Genomic DNA, 17922 nt, shown 5'->3' on the forward strand with positions numbered 1-17922 from the left:
CACATGGTCGGAACGAGTCGACTCCCCCCGTTCTGGGTCCCTGTGGTCGGTGGGGCGACGATCATGTTTCTCCTGCAATGGGGTGTCTTCGAGAAGACGCTAGCGGGTGCAGTCCCCGGAACTGTTGGAATGGCGATCGCCATGGTCTTCCTGGCGAAGGTGCGGCAAAACGGTATCGAGTGACGGGGATGTGTGCGCTGTCGTCTCCTGGACCGGCGCCCGTCAGTCGTCGTCCGTCGCGGGCGCCGTGACCGGTTCGACGCGCTGGCCGCGCGGGCCATCCAGGTCGACGTCGGGGAGGAGGTCGCGCAGGTACTGGCCGGTGTAGGATTCCTCCGTACGAGCGACGTCTTCCGGCGTGCCAGTCGCGACGAGTTTCCCGCCGTTCTCGCCGCCCTCGGGGCCGAGGTCGACGATGTGGTCGGCGTTTTTCACGAGGTCGAGTTCGTGTTCGATGACGACGACGGTGTTGTCGTTGTCGGTCAGGCGGTGCAGCACGTCGATCAGTTTGCGCTCGTCTTCGGAGTGCAAGCCCGTCGTGGGCTCGTCGAGCAGGTAGAGCGTGTTGCCGCTATCTTTCTTCCCGAGTTCCTCGGCCAGTTTGATGCGCTGGGCTTCGCCGCCCGAGAGTGTCGTCGAGGGCTGGCCGAGGCGCATGTAGCCGAGGCCGACGTCCTTCAGGAGCTGGAGGCGCCGACGGATCTGACCCGAGGACTCGAAGAAGTCGTAGGCCTCTTCGACGCTCATGTCGAGGACGTCCGAGATGGTCTTGCCCTTGTAGGTAACGTCGAGCGTCGCGTCGTTGTAGCGCTCGCCGCCGCAGGCCTCGCAGGGCACGTAGACGTCCGAGAGGAAGTTCATCTCGATCTTGACCGTCCCCTGGCCGCCGCACTCCTCACAGCGCCCGCCTTTGACGTTGAACGAGAAGCGCCCGACTTCGTAGCCCCGTTGCTTCGAGAGCGAGGTCTGGGCGAACAGCTCGCGGACGTGATCGAAGACGTTCGTGTAGGTCGCCGGGTTGGAACGGGGCGTGCGGCCGATCGGCGACTGATCAATCAGGCGGACCGTCTCGATCTCGTCGATGCCGTCGATCGCGTCGTGCTCGCCGGGGACGACGCTCAAATTGTTGTTCATCTCCCGGGCCAGTCCCTTGTAGAGGATGTCGTGCATCAGCGTCGACTTGCCCGAACCGGAGACGCCGGTGATCGCGGTGAAACAGCCGAAGGGTAGCTCGACGTCCAGGTCGTGCAGGTTGTGCTGGCGGGCGCCTTCGATCGTGAGGTGTCCGTCGGCCTCGCGGCGTTCCTGGGGAACGGGAATCTGTCTGCGCCCGGAGAGGTAGTCGCCGGTGATCGACTTTTCGCAGGCTTTGACCTCCTCGAGGGGGCCGTTGACGACGACCTCGCCGCCGCGCTTGCCGGGGCCGGGGCCCATGTCGACGATGGTGTCCGCCCGGCGCATCGTCTCCTCGTCGTGCTCGACGACGATGAGGGTGTTGCCGAGGTCGCGCAGCTCTGCCAGGGTGTTCAGCAGGCGGTCGTTGTCGCGCTGGTGGAGCCCGATCGACGGCTCGTCGAGGACGTACAGCACGCCGACGAGGCCGGCGCCGATCTGGGTCGCCAGGCGGATGCGCTGACTCTCGCCGCCCGAGAGCGTCGACGCCTCGCGGTCGAGCGTGAGGTACTCCAGCCCGACTTCGACCATGAAGCCGAGCCGCGCACGGATCTCCTTCAGGATCTCCTCGGCGATCGTCCGCTCGCGCTCGGTGAGGTCGGCCTCCATCGACTCGAAGTGGGCGAGCGCGTCGCCGATGCTCATCGCGTTGATCGCGGTGATCGAGGTGTCGTCGACCAGCACGGCCCGCGAGGCGGGCTTCAGGCGGGTGCCGTCGCAGGCGGGGCAGGCGGTCGCGGACATGAAGTCCTCGATGTGCTCGCGGGTCGAGTCCGAGTCCGTCTCGACGTAGCGCCGTTCCAGGTTGGGGATGACGCCCTCGAACCGCTGGCGCTTGCGGCGGCTGCCGCTTCGCGTCGAGCGCTCGAAGAGCACCTGCTCGCTCGTCCCGTAGAGGAAGGCGTCCTGCACGTCCGAATCCAGGTCCTCGAACGGCGTCGACAGCGAGACGTCGAAGTGTTCGGCGACGGCGTCGAGTCGCGTCTGGTAGTACGACCGGGAGTAGCTCCAGGGTTCGAAGACGTGTTTCAGTGGTTTCGAGGCGTCCTGGATGACGAGGTCCTCGTCGATCTCCTTGGTCTCGCCGAGGCCCTCACACTCCGGGCAGGCGCCGTGGGGCGAGTTGAAGGAGAAGCTTCGCGTCTCGATCTCCGGGATGTCGATCCCGCAGTGGGTACAGGCCAGTTCCTGCGAGAACTCGACGACAAGCCGGTCCTGGGCGTCGGTCGCGTCGGCGTCGTCGCCGGCCTCGTCGTCGGTCACCGCCCCCAGATCGCCGGTCCGTCGAGCTTCCTCGCCGAGATCGTCGGCGGCGGCCTCGGGTGGATCGGGCAGAATCAGTTTCAGGACGCCGTCGGCCTCGTCTAAGGCCGTCTCGACGCTGTCGACGATCCGCGGCCGGTCTTCGGGACCGACCTTCACCCGATCCACGATCACGTCGATCGTGTGGTCGTAGTTCTCGTCCAGGTCGGGACGGTCGAGCGTGAGGTCGTGTTCCTCGCCGTCGACCTCGACGCGGGCGTACCCATCCGAGACGAGTTCGTCGAAGAGATCTTCGAACGCGCCCTTCTGGTCGCGGACGACGGGCGCGGCGAGTTTGAGGCGGGTGCCCTCGGGCAGCTCGAAGATACGCTCGACCATGTTCTGGGCCGACTGCTCGCCGACTTCGCGGCCGCAGTCGGGACAGTGTGGCGTCCCTACACGGGCGTAGAGGAGGCGAAGGTAGTCGTGCAGTTCCGTGACGGTCCCCACGGTCGAGCGGGGGTTGTTCGCGGCGTTCTTCTGGTCGATCGAAATCGCGGGCGAGAGGCCCTCGACGGTCTCGACCTGGGGTTTGTCCATCTGGCCCAGGAAGTTCCGGGCGTACGCGGAGAGACTCTCGATGTAGCGTCGCTGGCCTTCGGCGTAGATCGTCTCGAAGGCGAGCGAGGACTTGCCCGAACCCGAGAGGCCGGTGACGACGGTCAGCGACTCCCGGGGGATCGAGACGTCGAGGTCTTTCAGGTTGTGCTCTTCGGCACCGCGGACCTCGATGTGCTCGGCGGTCATCTACCAGTCGACAGCGCCCCGAGGAGGTAAGGACTGTCGGTTCGGAACGGTACCGGAGTGAAAGTGGATGGGGACCCTCAGCCGACCAATCGGCCGAGAGACGTGGCCACGATCGAGGGTCGTGTCCGTCGGAGCGGTTGCTGTCATCACCGATCAGTCGGATACTGTCGGGTACCGAAAATGGGCCATCAATCGTCTCGGTCCGTTTGGTACCATCTGGCCACTTCCTGACTGTATGAAGTGTAAACCTCGAGTCCGGTCTGGAGGGTGTCGAATACCTCGCCGGTGTCTACTCTACCATATTCGTGGGCCAGGACGTTTCTGAATCCGATTGCCGAAACGAGCGTATCCGCCGTCGCTTCCTCGATAACCGCTTCGTTCGCTAACACGGTGATCGCCTCCTTCGAAGAACTTCCGTCCCAACCGAAGTCCCGTGTCGCGACGTGCTTGGCCAGATCCGCACACGCCTGAATGGCGTTTTCGAACATTCGTTCGACTGCCCGTCGCTCGGTCGTACTCTCTACGTACGTCTCACGCGACAACGATCGTTGTTTCTCACGCAACTCTCCGTAGTACTGCTCGATCTGTTCGAGCTTCACCGAGACGACGCGTTCGTCAGCCATGAAGCCCACGTTCGGCAATGCGATCGATCACGTCACGCTGGTGCTGACGGCGCTCGTCACGCTGCGCTTCGAAACGGGCTTCGACGCGCTCTCGGAACGTATCGAACGTCCGTTCGTCGCCGCAGAGAAACTCTCCGTTGACTGCCTCGTGAGCCACGTCGGGAGGGAGCGACTCGATATCGGACACGTCGACGAACGGGGCGTCGTCTCGCTGCAGGTCCCCCGAGAGGAAACATCGCTTGCGAAACTGTTCCGTGGAGGAGAGGTCGTCGGAAAACTTGACGGCGAGGTCGATATCAGACGACGATCGGGCGGTGCCCGACACGCGAGAGCCGAACACGACAGCGAAATCAATCTCTGGATCGTCGCTGAGAGTGTTCGAGAGGGCAGATCGAAGCCGTCCCCATTCGTCGTCCGGGTCCATACGTCTCTATTAGCGGTATTGGCTCAAAAGAATACCGCCAACTGGGTACCCGCGCCAGTAAGCGCGGGAGTGATCCGCGATGGTCGCCTCTCGAATCGGCTCGGAGCGCTGCTCTCGGTGGGGTGGAACTGGGTGGTTACTCCACGTGGGTGTAATTCACGCCAGACTCGCTCAGTTTGCCGGCACGATCGTCACGGGAACCGCGGCCGTCCGCGCGAGGCGATCGGCCGTGCTTCCGAGGATCGCCCCCGTGACACCGTCGGCACCGCGCTGGCCGACGACGAGCAGGTCGGCGTCGGCGTCGGCGGCGTACTCGGTGAGCGCCTCGGCCGGTTTCCCTCTGCGCACGTCGCCGCGAATGTCGACGTCCTGGCCGTCGTAGGCGTCGACGACCTCGTCGACGAGCGACTCTGCCGCCTCGTTCAGGTCGTCGACTTCGGCGATGCCAAAGCGCATCGGACTGCCGGCCGATTCGACGACCGTGACGACGTGGACCGTCGCGTCCGTCGTTTCGGCCAGCGAGAGGGCGTGTTCGAGCGCCCGCTCGGCCTGCTCGCTGTCGTCGATGCCGACGAGGATCGCGTCGTACATGGGCCGCGGTACGTCCCCGTCCGGGAAATCGATGTCGCTCGGTTCCGTGGATTTTTCCTCTCACCCTTTTCCCCTCTCCTTTTTCTCTCCGGCCGGCTGGCGACTCCGCGACCGTGTTCCGAATCGACGTGTCGTTCCACCAAACTCTCGACAACACTTTCCCTGTCGACCGCCTACAGTGACAGATGATCGCACTCGTTCCGCTCACGACTGGCTCGTCGGTGCTGCTCGGTATCGGCGGACTCGCGCTCCTCGTAGTCGTCGTCACGCTCTGGCAGTCCGTCCGATTCGTCGACGCCTACGACCGGGAGGCGCTGACCGTCTTCGGCGAGTACCGCGGGTTGCTCGAACCGGGGCTCAACATCATCCCGCCGTTCGTCTCGCGGACCTACCGCTTCGACATGCGGACCCAGACCATCGACGTCCCCCATCAGGAGGCGATCACCCGGGACAACTCGCCGGTCACCGCCGACGCAGTCGTCTACATCCGGGTTATGGACGCCAAGCGGGCGTTCCTCGAGGTCGACGACTACATGCCGGCAGTGTCGAACCTCGCCCAGACGACGCTCCGAGCGGTGCTCGGCGATATGGAACTCGACGACACGCTCTCTCGCCGAGAGATGATCAACAATCGCATTCGTGAGGAACTCGACGAGCCCACCGACGAGTGGGGAATTCGCGTCGAGAGCGTCGAGGTCCGCGAGGTCACACCCTCGAAGGACGTCAAGGGCGCGATGGAGAAACAGACCTCCGCGGAGCGCACTCGCCGGGCCATGATCCTCGAGGCCCAGGGTGAACGCCGGAGCGCGGTCGAGCGAGCGGAGGGTGACAAGCAGAGCGACATCATCCGCGCGCAGGGTGAAAAACAGAGCCAGATCCTGGAAGCACAGGGTGACGCCATTTCGACCGTCCTTCGCGCCAAATCCGCCGAGTCCATGGGCGAGCGGGCGGTCATCGACAAGGGGATGGAAACGCTCTCGGAGATCGGCCAGGGCGACTCCACGACGTTCGTCCTCCCGCAGGAACTGTCCTCGCTCGTCGGCCGCTACGGCAAGCACCTGACCGGCAGCGACGTCGCCACGGACGACGGCACGCTAGACAGTCTCGAGTTCGACGAGGAGACCCGCGAACTGATCGGCCTCGACGACATCGCCGAAATGATCGGCGAGATCGACGCGGAGGCCGAAATGGACGTCGAAGCGATGGAGGAGCAGGCCAAGGCGATCAAGGAGGGCCAGGACATCGGGATGGACGACGCAGCCGGAGTGGACGAATCGGCCGGAACGGACGTGTCACCCGACCCGTCGGATTCGGAGTGAGGGCGGGCAGGATTCTGACTGCTGCTCGCGGCGGTACCGGACGTACCGTGGCGGTGTAGCGGTCGGCGTCCACGTGACTGGTACGAGTCGAAACGTTACTGAGACGCGTCGACGTTACTGATACATTCCCGACCCCTTCGACCGGAAGCTACTCTCTTCACCGCCCTCGCCGGCGGCCTGTTGTGCTTGCTGGAACTGGCTGGCGACCTGTTGCATCCGCTGTTGGATCTCTTCGGCCTGCTCGTCGAGCGGGCTGGTGTCAACCTCGAAGTCGACGAGGGGCTGCAGTGCGTTCTCCACGACGGATTTGGCGGCGCGGGGATCCGGCAGTTGCGGATGCGCGCGGACCACGAGCAGGGCTGCGGGGACGTCCGCCTGGTAGCACTGTCTGACCAGCGAACCCGTGACGCCGCCGACGACGCCCCGTTCGTCGGCGATCGGGATGTCCGCCGCCTCCAGGTCGTCGCGGACGCCCTCCGACGTGGCGATGGCGGTTACCGTGCCGAGTTCCTCCTCGGAACTCGCCGGCGCCGCCGCGATGAAGATCGCGCGGCCGATATTTTCGGCGATGTCCCCGATCACACACCGACTGAGCGGTTCGTAGGCTTTCTCGGGGATCGTCAGGTCGCTCTGCAGTGTCATCACGGCCGGGTTTCCACAGCCGTAGACGCGGACGAGATCCTGGACGAGGCCCTCGTCGAACGTCGTAACCGGCGGGAACGTGTCGGACGTAACGTTCCCGCAGTGGGTGAGATCGAGTTGGTCGTTGAGCAGGTCGACCGCGATCGAGGCGACGAGTCCGTGGCCGGGGAGCCCCTCGATGAGCGTCGGCTCGTCGCCACTCAACTCGGCGAGTTGCTCGTACGTCGTGGAAGAGTCTGCGGGCATCTCACCGGGTAGTTCGACGGGGACTGTCAAGGATCTTTGCAATAGCCAGATTCGCCGTCAGAAACCGACGGAAACCTTTCCATTCGCCGTGTCGGATAGCGATTACCTTTTGGAACGGCATTTCCACCTCGATATATAAAGCCCCTGTATATGGTGGTGATAGACTATTGTGGTCCATATGCTCCTTCCTCTCATATCTCATGGTGCGTGATATCACAAACCGTCGGCGGCGGACCGTGCTGAAAGCAGCTGGTGTCGCCGGCGTTTCGGCACTGGCGGGGTGCGTGGGCGATCCAAGCGAGGTCGACGACGGAAACGACGAGGACTTTGACACGGTTCAGTTCGGCGTTCTCGAACCGTTCACCGGCGACTTCGCCGACCTGGCCGAGGAGCGAAACCAGGGCGAGCGCCTGGCGATCGAACAGATCAACGCGAGCGACGAGTTCGACTTCGAGATCGAGTACGAGGAGTACGACACCCAGTTAAACGCCGAGGACGGCATCCAGGCCGCGAACCAGGCGGTCGAGCGTGACGGGGCGCAGTTCCTGACGGGCGCCATCTCGAGTTCGGTCGCGCTCGCGATCAGCAACAACATCGCGCAGGAAAACGAAGTCATATACACGCCAGGTGCGGCGGACACGTCGATCACTGGCTCGAACTGCAACGAGTACGTGTTCCGCTTCGAGACGTCCACCGCACAGATCGCGGAAGTTCTCTCGCAGTGGACCGCCGAGAACCTGGGCGGTCGACTCATGTACTCGATCGCCGATTACGCTTACGGGCAATCGGTGAAAGAGGAGGTCGAAGGTCGGATGCAGAACCTGACCGACGACTACGAGGACGTCTTGACCGTGTCGCCGGAGGAGGGGGCGGAAGACTTCGAGGCGTACATCTCACAGCTGTCGAACAACGCCCCCGACGCGGACGCGCTCGTGGTCGGCGCGACCGGCGGGCACCTCATCCGGTTCCTGATTCAGGCGCACGGGAGCGGCCTCCACGAGGAGATTCCGATCGTGACCACGACCGGCTCGTTCGCCGTCGTCCGGGGTGGCGCCGGCGAGGCCTCCCAGGGGATCTACAGTGGCACCCGATACGTGCCTGGCATCGAAACCGAGGCGAACCAGCAGTTCGTCTCCGACTACGAAGCCGAGTACGACGCCTCACCGGACAACTTCTCGAGAGTCGGGTACGGTTCGATCATGATGGTCGCCCAGGGGATCCGGGAGGCCGGCTCTCGCGACCCGGACGCGGTCAGGGAAGCCATGTCGGGGATGACCTACGAGTCGATCTACGGGGACGTGACGCTCCGCGAGTGCGATCAGCAGGCTACGAACCCGGTTTGGATGGCCGAAAACGTCGCCCCGGCGGGCGGCGGGGAGGCCGCCGACGTGGACCTGCTCACGGAACTCGATGGGGAGGAGGCCGCACCAGCCTGTGAGGACACCGGGTGTGAACTGTAACGCCTATCCACGATGGTAGCTGGAACATCTCACTTGCTGGTCGAGGGCCTCGGGCCCGCCTTTCTCGATGGCGCGCTCGCCATATGGATCGAACGCCTCCTCAATGGATTGACGGTCGGTGTGGGGTACGTCCTGGTCGCCGCCGGGCTGTCGGTCATCTTCGGGGTGATGCACGTCATCAACTTCGCGCACGGGGAGCTGTACGCACTCGGTGCGTTCTTCGCACTCGCCGTGGTCGGGACCCTGACGCCCATCTTCGGGGGTGGCATCGCGTTCGTCGCAGCGCTGCTGATCGCGCCGCTACTCGTCGGCCTCGTCGGGATGGCGATGGAGCGGTTCACGATACAACCCCTCTACGGGCGAAATCCGCTGTATCACATCCTGCTCACGTTCGGCTTCGTGATCGTCATCACCGACCTGATCAAGATAATCTGGGGGACCGCCAATCGGCCGCCGATCCCGAGGCCGGACGTGATCACCGGACCGATATCGATCCTCGGCACCACCGTCAACACGTACAGCCTCTTCACCCTCGCGTTCGGCGGGGTGCTTACCGTCTGTGTCTGGGCCTTGCTCGAGCACACCCGATTCGGCCTGATCGTCAGGGCGGGTTCGCAGGATCGGCAAATGATCAAGAACCTGGGTATCGACATCGACCACTACTACTCGCTGGTCTTCGGACTGGGGGCGGCGCTCGCCGCGATCGCCGGTATCATCCTCGCGGGAGAACGGGGCGTCAGTCCCGGGATGGGCGGGAACATCATCATCCCGGCGTTCGTGATCGTCGTCCTCGGCGGCCTCGGCAGCTTCAAGGGAGCCGCCATCGGCGGCCTCTTCGTCGGCGTGCTGGAGGAGTCGATTCTCAAGGTGTTCTTCTCCGAGATCGCAGGAATGGTGATCTTTTTCCTGATGATCGGCGTTCTCATGGTCCGTCCACAGGGACTGTTCGGCACCGAACTGGAGGAGGGCGGCGGCGAGCTACTGACCGGACGCGGCGGCGGGTTCCTCGCCGATGGGACCCGGTTCAAACTCGGACTCGCCATGGTCGCGTTGCTGGCCGTCCTGCCGCTCCTTGCCGGTTCGGTCTTCTCTACGTACTACGTCACGCTGCTCGTCCGAATCCTGCTCTGGGCCCTGTTCGCCCTCTCGCTCGACTTCGTGATGGGCTACACCGGACTCGTGTCGCTGGGGCACGTCCTGTTCTGGGGGCTCGGTGCGTACGTCACGTCGGTCGTGCTCGTTCACGCCACGGCGTCCGCCTTCGTCGCTCTCGCTATTGCCCTCGCCCTCGGGGCACTCGTCGCCTGGGTCGTGGGTTACTTCTCGATCCGGGTCCACGGCGTCTACTTCGCGATGATCACGCTGGCGTTCGCCGAACTGTTCTACAGGCTGGTACAGGACGTCGACGCGGCACTCGGCTGGGAACTCACCGGCGGGTCCGACGGCCTGTTCGGCATCTCGTCGTACTACGGGATCGGCGGCGTCGGCATCGAACTCGACGAGATCGCACTCTTCGTCGGTCCGTTCTCGCTGACGGGGACGGAACTGTTCTTCTACATCGCCCTCGGGGCGCTCGTCGCGGCGTTCCTGATCACGAGGCGGATGCTCCAGTCCCCGTTCGGAAGCGTCCTCGTGGCGATCAGGGAGAACGAAGAGCGCGCTCGCTTCCTCGGGTACGACCCGACGGTGTACAAGCGCCGGGCGTTCGTCGTCAGCGGCGTCTTCGCGACGCTGGCCGGGTCGCTGTTCGTGTTCGAACAGGGTTTCGTCACCCCAGGTTCGGTCCACTGGCTGAAGTCGGGCGAACTGATCGTGATGGTGCTACTCGGCGGGATGGGGACGCTCTTCGGGCCGATCCTGGGTGCCTTCGCGTTCTTCGGTCTCGAGGAGGCGCTCATCGAGTACACGGACCGCTGGCAACTCGTCCTCGGAACGATCTTCATCCTGTTCGTGATCTTCCTCCCGCGAGGACTCGTCTCCCTCCCGGAGAAACTCGCCTCGCTCGTTTCCGAACGTGGGAGCAACGAGCCGGAGCCCGAACCGACTGCCGATATCCGACCGGGGGAGGATGACTGATGGCGGGTACTGAGTCATCCACCGAGCCCGAATCCGGGGCCGCTACCGAATCCGAGTCTCGCGCCGAACGGATCCTGCAGACAGACGGTCTGACGAAACGCTTCGGCGCGTTCACCGCCGTCGACGACGTCGACCTCTCGATCGAGCGCGGCGAGTTCCGGAGCATCATCGGGCCGAACGGGGCGGGCAAGACCACCCTGTTCAACCTGCTCTCGGGCGCGCTCCCGGTCAGCGAGGGGTCGATCCGCTTCGACGGGACGGACATCACCGATCTCTCGCCCCAGAAACGGGTCCACCAGGGGCTCGGCCGGTCGTTCCAGATCCTGAACATCTTCGAGGAACTCACCGTCCGCGAGAACGTTCGACTGGCGGCCCAGTCGGTCCATCGCGACGACTACGGCTTCTTCGAGTCGCTGTTCAAACCGACCGACCGTCACGAGCCGATCAACGCCCGAACCGACGACGTGCTCGAACGTATCGATCTCGCGTCCGTGGATGAGGAAGAAGCGGCCGCACTCGACTACGGCGGCAAACGCCGCCTCGAGATCGGGATGGTGCTCGCGACGGACCCGAAGGTCGTGCTGTTCGACGAACCGACCGCGGGGATGAGCATCGAGGAGACCGAGGCGACGATCGACCTGATCGAGGACGTCCTCGCGGACCAGACGCTGTTGCTCATCGAACACGACATCGAACTCGTCATGGACCTCTCCGATCGCATCACCGTGTTGAATCAGGGCGAAGTCATCGCGTCGGGCCCGCCGGACGCCATCGCGGCGGACCAGGCTGTTCAGGACGCCTACCTCGGGGGGATGGTCGAATGAGCGCCGATCCGATGCTCTCGCTTTCCCACGTCGACGCCGGCTACGGCGAGACGGGGATCCTCACGGATGTCTCGCTCGACGTCGGCGAGGGAGAGGTCGTCTCGCTGGTCGGCCGTAACGGCGCCGGGAAGACGACGACACTCCGATCGATCGTGGGCATCGTCGAACCGACCGCCGGGTCGATCGAGTATCGCGGCGACGCGATCACGGGGCTCGACGCGGTCGACACGGCGAAACGCGGCATCGCGCTCGTCCCCGAGGAACGGCGGATCTTCCCGGAACTCACAGTCCGCGAGAACCTCGAACTCGCCGCTTACGGCGGTGCGACCGACGCCGACGGCCTCTCGATCGACGCGGTGCTCGACACGTTCGAGAATCTCGCCGACCGGACCGACAACGACGGGGCCTCTCTCTCGGGCGGCGAACAGCAGATGCTGACGATCGGGCGTGCGCTGGTCAGCGGGGCCGACTGCATCCTGCTCGACGAGCCGACGGAGGGACTCGCCCCCTACATCGTCCAGGACGTGATGAACGCCGTGCGCGACCTGAACGAGCGCGGAATCACCGTCCTGCTCGTCGAGCAAAACGTCCACGTCGCCCTCGAACTGGCCGACCGTAACTACGTGCTCGATCGGGGTGAGATCGTCTGGGAGGGCGGCTCCAGCGAACTCGAGGCCGACGAGGACGTTCTCGACCGGTATCTGGGGGTGTCGCTGTGACCGTTTGCATCCAGCTATCGACCCGGGGAGCGTGTCACCAATCCGGTCGGCGATGGCAGTCTCCCAGGGATCGTCCGTCGTCGCCCGGTGGCGGCAGCCCCTTCGCGTATCGGTACCAATATACAGAATCGACGAGCAACTATTCGACCGACGCTCGACGCCGATTCCGGGCCCGGCCGGCGAGCGAACGAGACAGACTGCGTAACTGAGGACCAATGTATCAGGATATCGAAGCCACGCCACGAGACGAACTGACCGACGTACAGAGCGAGCGACTGCGAGAGACGGTACGACACGCCTACGAGCACGTCGATTTCTATCGCGAACGACTCGACGACGCCGGTATCTCGCCCGACGACATCGAGTCGATCGAGGACATCACGGCGCTGCCGTTCACGCGGAAAGAACACTTCAGAGAGCAGTATCCGGACGGGCTCTTCGCCGTGGATCGCGCGGACGTGCAGCGCATCCACGCCTCGTCGGGGACGACCGGAAAGCGTAAGATCGTCGCCTACACCGAGGACGACCTCCAGGTCTGGCGCGACGTGATGGCCCGCTCGCTGACCGCCGCAGGCGTCGAACCTGACCAGACGTTCCAGAACGCCTACGGATACGGCCTGTTCACCGGCGGACTGGGCTTTCACGACGGCATCGAGGAACTCGGTGCGTCGGTCGTTCCGACCGGCGGCGGTGACACCGCCGGCCAACTGGATATGCTCCGGGACCTCGAGGTCGACGCGTTCGGGAGCACGCCGTCGTACTGTCTCTACCTCGCGGAGGCGGCCGAGGAGCGCGGGATCGACCCCCGCGATCTGGCGCTCTCGACCGTCGTCATCGGCGCCGAGCCGTTCACCGACCCGATGCGCGAAGAGATCGAGGCCGCCCTGGACGTCACCGCCATCGACATCTACGGCCTCTCGGAACTCATCGGCCCCGGCGTCTCCGTCGAGTGCGCCGAAGCCCAGGACGGCATGCACATTCAGGAAGACCACTTCTACCCCGAAATCGTCGATCCGGACACGGGTGAACCGCTTCCCGAAGGAGAACGCGGCGAACTCGTGCTCACCTCGCTAACCAAGGAAGCCCTGCCCGTCATCCGCTACCGAACCGGCGACGTGACCAGCCTCAGCTACGACGAGTGTGCGTGCGGCCGAACCACGGTCCGGATGGACAACGTCAGCGGCCGCGTCGACGACTTGCTCATCGTCCGCGGTGTCAACGTCTACGCCAGCAGTATCGAGGAGCTCATGATCGAGATCGACGACGTGGCTCCCTACTACCGTATCGACCTCTACCGGGAGGGGACGCTCGATACGATGGAGATCACCGTCGAGCGCCACGTCGACTCGACGAAGAGCGCCGACGAGATCCACGACCTGATCGACCGTCGGCTGCACGAGGTACTCGACGTCACGGTCGACGACCTCTCGGTCGTCCCCTACGGCGAAATCGAGCGCCAGGAGACCGGCAAGGTCCAGCGCGTCTTCGACCACCGGTAGTCGCAGTCGGCGCGCTCACCGTTTCGAATCGATTTGTTCGAATCCGTCCAGTACTCGCCATAGCCGTCGCCGCGAGGCTGTCAGGGTCGGTACACCCGTCCACGGAACGTCGCGATCCGGTCGTCGGTGGCGGGGTCGCCAGCGGTCTCCTGTTCGTCGGCTGCTCCGCCGTCATCGGTGTCGGCCGTCACGACCACCTCGTACTCGCCAGTCTGTCGGGTCTCGTGGGTTCGCCGGGCGGTCGCGGTCAGCGTCGTCCCCACCTCGACGGCTTCGAGGAAGGAGACGTTCGTCTCCAGGGCGAACGCGTCGTCACCGTCGGCGTTCGAGGCGGCGGCGAAGGCCGCATCGGCGAGCGAGTTGATGGCGCCGCCGTGGGGCACGCCGTGGAAGTTCAGGTGGTCCTCGGTGATCGACAGTCGAGTGGCCGCCGAGCCGGAGCCGATCGACACCAGTTCGATGCCCAGAAACGCACAGTAGGGATCGTTGCGGATCAGCGCCTCGCGGTCGGGAGCGACCTCCTCGTCCATGACCATGACTGGGTCCGAACCACCTTGAATGTCCGCCTCGGGGGTATCTTCTTGTCGATGCCGTCCGTTGCAGCGGCCATGACAGACCCGTCGTCGGATGGCGAGGTTGGCAGCCCCGCTAGCACGGCCGAAGACCCCGATCGCGATCTTCGCATTCGCGTCGATCACGTCGGCATCGCCGTCGCGGATCGCGACACGCTGGCGCCCGTGCTCGAACTCCTCGGCGGGGAGCTGATCGCCGACGAACCCGCGGACGGCTTCCGCTGGATCCAGTACGAACTGGGCGACCTGAGTCGGATCGAACTGATCGAGCCGACCGCCCCGGACACGTTCCTCACCGACTTCCTCGATCGGAACGGAACCGGCTTCCACCACGTCACATTCGAGGTCGCGGCCATCGACGACGTCGTCGCACACCTTCGCGACCACGACCTGCGCGTCGTCGACCGGGCCGACCACGAGAAGTACCGCGAGGCGTTCGTCTCCCCGCGCTCGACGGGCGGCGTCCTCTTCCAGTTGATGGAGTACGAACCCGGCTACTGCGAGGCCTACGGCGAACCCGGCGTCGGGCACGATCTTCTCACCGATCACAGCTACCTCGACCCGGCCGAGTCGCATTGAACCAGACGGCCAGTCCTGAACACCCTTGGGCCCGTGGGCCTGTCGGAACGACCGGGCCCGCCGGAACGGCTCTGGGGCCAACCTGCACACCGGTGCCGTCGGCTTCAGAACCGTTATCGGAATCGACACCGGACATTGACGTATGTCTCGCGTCGACGGCTACGCCCACGGCACCGGCGACCACTGCGGGTCGACCTCCCTCCGCAATCTCGCGACCCACTACGGATTGAACAGCGACGAACCGACCTGCTTCGGCCTCGCGTCGGGTCTCGGCTTCACGTTCTTCGAACTGTCGGAGAGTCCTCACCGCGGCTTCTTCGGCCGGCCACTCTGGATCGAGGACGCCTTCTTCTCCCACCTCGGGATCGGCTTCGAACTCTTCGAACCCGGCGTCGCCACGGATTCCACAGTGGACGACAACCGCTGGAACGCGATCGTCGACCGACTCCGCACGCAGACGGTCGCGGGCGACCCGGTGCTGGTCTACACCGACATCTACCACCTTCCGTACTTCGACACGGACACACACTTCGCCCCGCACACGCTGCTCGTCGTCGCGGTCGAGGGCGACGAGGTCGTCCTCTCGGACAGCGAGTTCGACGACCTCCAGCGGATCCCGCTCGAGCAGTTGCGCGCGGCGATGGCGTCCGAGGCCGTCTTCGAACTGGGCTACCGCCATCTCGTCGTCACCGACCCGGAGCCAACGGTCGACTTATCGACTGCCGCGCGAGCGGCGATCGCGCAGACGGCCACCTACGCCCTCGAACCGGAGGCGGTCGATCGGCCGCTCGGTCCGGCGACCCACGGCATCGCGGGGATTCGTGCACTGGCCGACGACGTCCAGACGTGGTCGTCCCTCCCGGATCCCCAGTGGACGGCCCGCTTTGCCTACCAGAACGTCGAACGCCGCGGCACGGGCGGCGGCACCTTCCGCTGCCTCTACGCCCGGTTCCTCGATCGGATGGTCCCCGAACTCGACGAACTCGACCCAGCCCTGTCCGAGCGGACGACGGCCGTCGCCGACGACTGGACCGACATCGGCGCCACACTGAAGGCCGCGAGCGAACTCGACAGCGCCGGCGAGCCCGAATTCGAGGCGCTGCTGGCCGAGGCGAGCGAGGCGATCCATGCCGTGGCCGACCGCGAAGAACGGCTGTTTCGGGACCTTCGCGAAACGCTTCCCTGAGCGCGTTACTAACTCGATCGGGCAACAATCTGGACCAAAAAGCCGCTCGTTCACTTCGTTCACTCGCGGTCAGACGTTCTCGGGAAGCCAGCCGCCGTCGACTTCCAGATTTTCCCCACTGACGTACTCGTTTGCGGGGTCGAGGAAGAACAGGATCGGGCGGGTGACGTCGTCGAAACTGGCGGGCCGGCCGCGGGGCAGTTCGTCGGGGAACTCCGCGGAGTTCTCGACGACGTAGGGTGAGACGGCGTTGACCGTGATGCCGTCGTCCTGGGTGTCGGCGGCGAGCATTCGGGTGAACATGAGGACGCCCGCTTTCGCTGCAAAGTACGGGAAGTTCTTCGGGTTGACGAGCCCCTTCGCCGCGGAGGCGTAACCGACGTTGACGATTCTACCGAACGACCGATCGTGCATTGTGGGGAGTGCACGTTTCGAACACAGCCATGTCGCGGTGAGGTTCGTATCGAAGACGCGTTGCCAGGTGTCGATGTCGATGTCGGCCCAGTGGTTCGGGGCGAAGTCACCGACGTTGTTGACCAGACACTCGACCGGTCCCAGTTCGGTCTCGATCGTCGCGAAGAGGCCGTCGACGCTGTCGGGATCGGTGACGTCCGCCTGGACGGCTGTCGTCGCCGGTGCACCTCGCTCTTCGGCCGTTTCGGCGACGGCCGCCGCGGCGTCGGCGCTCGTGTGGTAGTGGACGGCAACGCGAGCGCCGCGTTCGGCCGCGGCGAGGGCGATCGCTCGCCCCAGCCCTCGCCCGCTCCCGGTCACCAGCACCGTCCGTCCGTCGAGTTTGGGTCCGTCCATACGCTCGCTTCGCCGTCGGGTCGGTTAGGTGTAGTGGACAGCGAAACGGCCGAGCGACTCGTCTCGAAACGCACTGCCGGTGAACTGGCGCGATCCCTGCTGTCCGGGTCTGTGCCGTTAAGTGCATCGCCGGCGTTCGAGTCACTGGATGACCTACTTCGCGGGCGTCGATCTCGGCGCAACCAACGTCCGTGCGATCGTGGGCGACCACGCCGGCGAGCCGATCGCGACCAGCCGTCGGCGGACGCCGCAGGGACCAACCGGAATCGACGTCACGGAAGCCGTGCTGGCCACCCTCCGGGACGCGTGCGCCGATGCCGGGATCGAGCCGACCGCCATCGAGGACGCCGCGATCGGCTCGATCGGGCCGTTCGACCTCGCCGAGGGCGCCGTGGTCGACCCGGCGAACCTGTCCGACTCGATCGATCGCATCCCGCTTACGGGCCCGGTCGAACGGCTCGTAGCCGTCGACGGCGTCGCCCTGCACAACGACGCGACGGCGGGTGTCATCGGCGAACGCTTCTACGCCGCGCGAAACCCCGACGATATGTGCTACGTGACGATCTCGTCGGGGATCGGGGCCGGCATCTGCTGTGACGGCTCGGTCCTCGCTGGGTGGGACGGAAACGCCGGCGAAATCGGCCACATCGTCGTCGATCCCGACGGGGCGCTCACCTGCGGGTGCGGCCGGGCGGGCCACTGGGAAGCCTACTGTTCCGGACGCGGAATCCCAACGTACGCGCGAGAACTCGCACGTCGGTCCGACCTCGAGACCGCCCTTCCCCTCGAAGCGGACGATTTCGATGCGGCGACCGTGTTCGCGGCCGCCGATTCCGACCCGCTCGCAGGGAGGGTGATCGATCGGGTCGCCGACTGGAACACGATCGGCATCGCGACGCTGGTCCACGCGGTCGCTCCGATGGTCGTCTCCATCGGCGGGGCCGTCGCGACGAACAATCCGGAGCGCGTGATCGACCCGGTTCGGGAGCGCCTTCAGACGGCGGTCATCTCGAACGTCCCCGACGTTCGCCCGTCCTCGCTGGGGGACTCGGTCGTGCTCCGCGGGGCACTCGCCAGCGCGATTACCGGCGGATCGGGTGACGCGTCGGCGATTGCTGTCCGGGAATAGC

The 17922-nt window shown here is 65.2% G+C and carries 17 protein-coding genes; 10 read left to right on the forward strand and 7 right to left on the reverse strand.

Going from position 1 to position 17922, the window contains the following annotated elements; all coding sequences use genetic code 11:
* Window positions 1-3: 3 nt before the first annotated feature.
* Window positions 4-183 carry a hypothetical protein gene (locus C479_RS12165; RefSeq protein ID WP_049907281.1) on the forward strand — a complete coding sequence of 60 codons (180 nt, stop codon included), beginning with the start codon at window positions 4-6 and terminating at the stop codon, window positions 181-183.
* 39 nt (window positions 184-222) lie between these two features.
* Here C479_RS12165 and uvrA read toward each other — a convergent pair whose 3' ends face one another.
* The 4 genes from uvrA to C479_RS12185 form a co-directional block, all read right to left on the reverse strand.
* Window positions 223-3222 carry an excinuclease ABC subunit UvrA gene (gene uvrA / locus C479_RS12170; RefSeq protein WP_007702968.1) on the reverse strand — a complete coding sequence of 1000 codons (3000 nt, stop codon included), beginning with the start codon at window positions 3220-3222 and terminating at the stop codon, window positions 223-225.
* Between the two features lie 188 nt (window positions 3223-3410).
* A complete protein-coding gene (gene hepT, locus C479_RS12175; RefSeq protein ID WP_007702970.1) occupies window positions 3411-3845 on the reverse strand; it encodes a type VII toxin-antitoxin system HepT family RNase toxin in 435 nt (144 codons plus the stop codon).
* Entirely contained in the window at window positions 3838-4269 is a 432-nt protein-coding gene (gene mntA, locus C479_RS12180) for a type VII toxin-antitoxin system MntA family adenylyltransferase antitoxin (RefSeq protein WP_007702973.1), read from the reverse strand. The genes hepT and mntA overlap by 8 nt, the downstream gene beginning before the upstream one ends.
* A 171-nt stretch (window positions 4270-4440) precedes the next feature.
* On the reverse strand, window positions 4441-4860 hold the full coding sequence (locus C479_RS12185; protein WP_007702975.1) for a universal stress protein: 420 nt from the start codon (window positions 4858-4860) through the stop codon (window positions 4441-4443).
* Between the two features lie 185 nt (window positions 4861-5045).
* On the opposite strand from C479_RS12185, the gene C479_RS12190 reads away from it, so the two are divergent.
* A complete protein-coding gene (locus C479_RS12190) occupies window positions 5046-6179 on the forward strand; it encodes an SPFH domain-containing protein (protein ID WP_007702977.1) in 1134 nt (377 codons plus the stop codon).
* Between the two features lie 114 nt (window positions 6180-6293).
* On the opposite strand, the gene C479_RS12195 is transcribed toward C479_RS12190, so the two are convergent.
* Window positions 6294-7067 carry a proteasome assembly chaperone family protein gene (locus C479_RS12195; protein ID WP_007702979.1) on the reverse strand — a complete coding sequence of 258 codons (774 nt, stop codon included), beginning with the start codon at window positions 7065-7067 and terminating at the stop codon, window positions 6294-6296.
* 200 nt (window positions 7068-7267) lie between these two features.
* Here C479_RS12195 and C479_RS12200 point away from each other — a divergent pair, with 200 nt between their 5' ends.
* The 5 genes from C479_RS12200 (at window position 7268) to paaK (ending at window position 13645) form a co-directional block, all read left to right on the forward strand.
* Window positions 7268-8527 (forward strand): ABC transporter substrate-binding protein, encoded by a 1260-nt coding sequence (locus C479_RS12200; protein WP_083893864.1) that lies wholly within the window; start codon window positions 7268-7270, stop codon window positions 8525-8527.
* A gap of 12 nt (window positions 8528-8539) precedes the next feature.
* The gene (locus tag C479_RS12205) at window positions 8540-10603 is read left to right on the forward strand and encodes an ABC transporter permease (RefSeq protein ID WP_083893865.1); all 2064 of its coding nucleotides are present in this window, start codon (window positions 8540-8542) and stop codon (window positions 10601-10603) included.
* Window positions 10603-11427, forward strand: a complete 825-nt coding sequence (locus C479_RS12210; protein WP_007702999.1) for an ABC transporter ATP-binding protein — start codon at window positions 10603-10605, stop codon at window positions 11425-11427. The genes C479_RS12205 and C479_RS12210 overlap by 1 nt, the downstream gene beginning before the upstream one ends.
* Window positions 11424-12146, forward strand: coding sequence for an ABC transporter ATP-binding protein (locus tag C479_RS12215; RefSeq protein WP_049907282.1), 723 nt, complete (start codon window positions 11424-11426; stop codon window positions 12144-12146). Before C479_RS12210 ends, C479_RS12215 begins: the two co-directional genes overlap by 4 nt.
* A 215-nt stretch (window positions 12147-12361) precedes the next feature.
* Window positions 12362-13645 carry a phenylacetate--CoA ligase PaaK gene (gene paaK / locus C479_RS12220; protein WP_007703005.1) on the forward strand — a complete coding sequence of 428 codons (1284 nt, stop codon included), beginning with the start codon at window positions 12362-12364 and terminating at the stop codon, window positions 13643-13645.
* 80 nt (window positions 13646-13725) lie between these two features.
* Here paaK and C479_RS12225 read toward each other — a convergent pair whose 3' ends face one another.
* Window positions 13726-14181 carry a hotdog fold thioesterase gene (locus C479_RS12225; RefSeq protein ID WP_007703006.1) on the reverse strand — a complete coding sequence of 152 codons (456 nt, stop codon included), beginning with the start codon at window positions 14179-14181 and terminating at the stop codon, window positions 13726-13728.
* Between the two features lie 72 nt (window positions 14182-14253).
* Between C479_RS12225 and C479_RS12230 the strand changes: the two genes are divergently transcribed.
* Both C479_RS12230 and C479_RS12235 read left to right on the forward strand, forming a co-directional pair.
* Window positions 14254-14796: a VOC family protein gene (locus C479_RS12230; RefSeq protein ID WP_007703008.1), complete on the forward strand. Its 543-nt coding sequence runs from the start codon at window positions 14254-14256 to the stop codon at window positions 14794-14796.
* A gap of 142 nt (window positions 14797-14938) precedes the next feature.
* On the forward strand, window positions 14939-15982 hold the full coding sequence (locus C479_RS12235; protein WP_007703010.1) for a BtrH N-terminal domain-containing protein: 1044 nt from the start codon (window positions 14939-14941) through the stop codon (window positions 15980-15982).
* Window positions 15983-16051: 69 nt separating this feature from the next.
* Here the strand turns inward: C479_RS12235 and C479_RS12240 are convergent, their stop codons facing one another.
* Window positions 16052-16792, reverse strand: a complete 741-nt coding sequence (locus C479_RS12240) for an SDR family NAD(P)-dependent oxidoreductase (RefSeq protein ID WP_007703014.1) — start codon at window positions 16790-16792, stop codon at window positions 16052-16054.
* Window positions 16793-16940: 148 nt separating this feature from the next.
* Between C479_RS12240 and C479_RS12245 the strand changes: the two genes are divergently transcribed.
* The gene (locus C479_RS12245) at window positions 16941-17921 is read left to right on the forward strand and encodes an ROK family protein (RefSeq protein ID WP_007703017.1); all 981 of its coding nucleotides are present in this window, start codon (window positions 16941-16943) and stop codon (window positions 17919-17921) included.
* Window position 17922 lies beyond the last annotated feature (1 nt).

Source organism: Halovivax asiaticus JCM 14624 (assembly GCF_000337515.1).
GTDB classification, from domain to species: domain Archaea; phylum Halobacteriota; class Halobacteria; order Halobacteriales; family Natrialbaceae; genus Halovivax; species Halovivax asiaticus.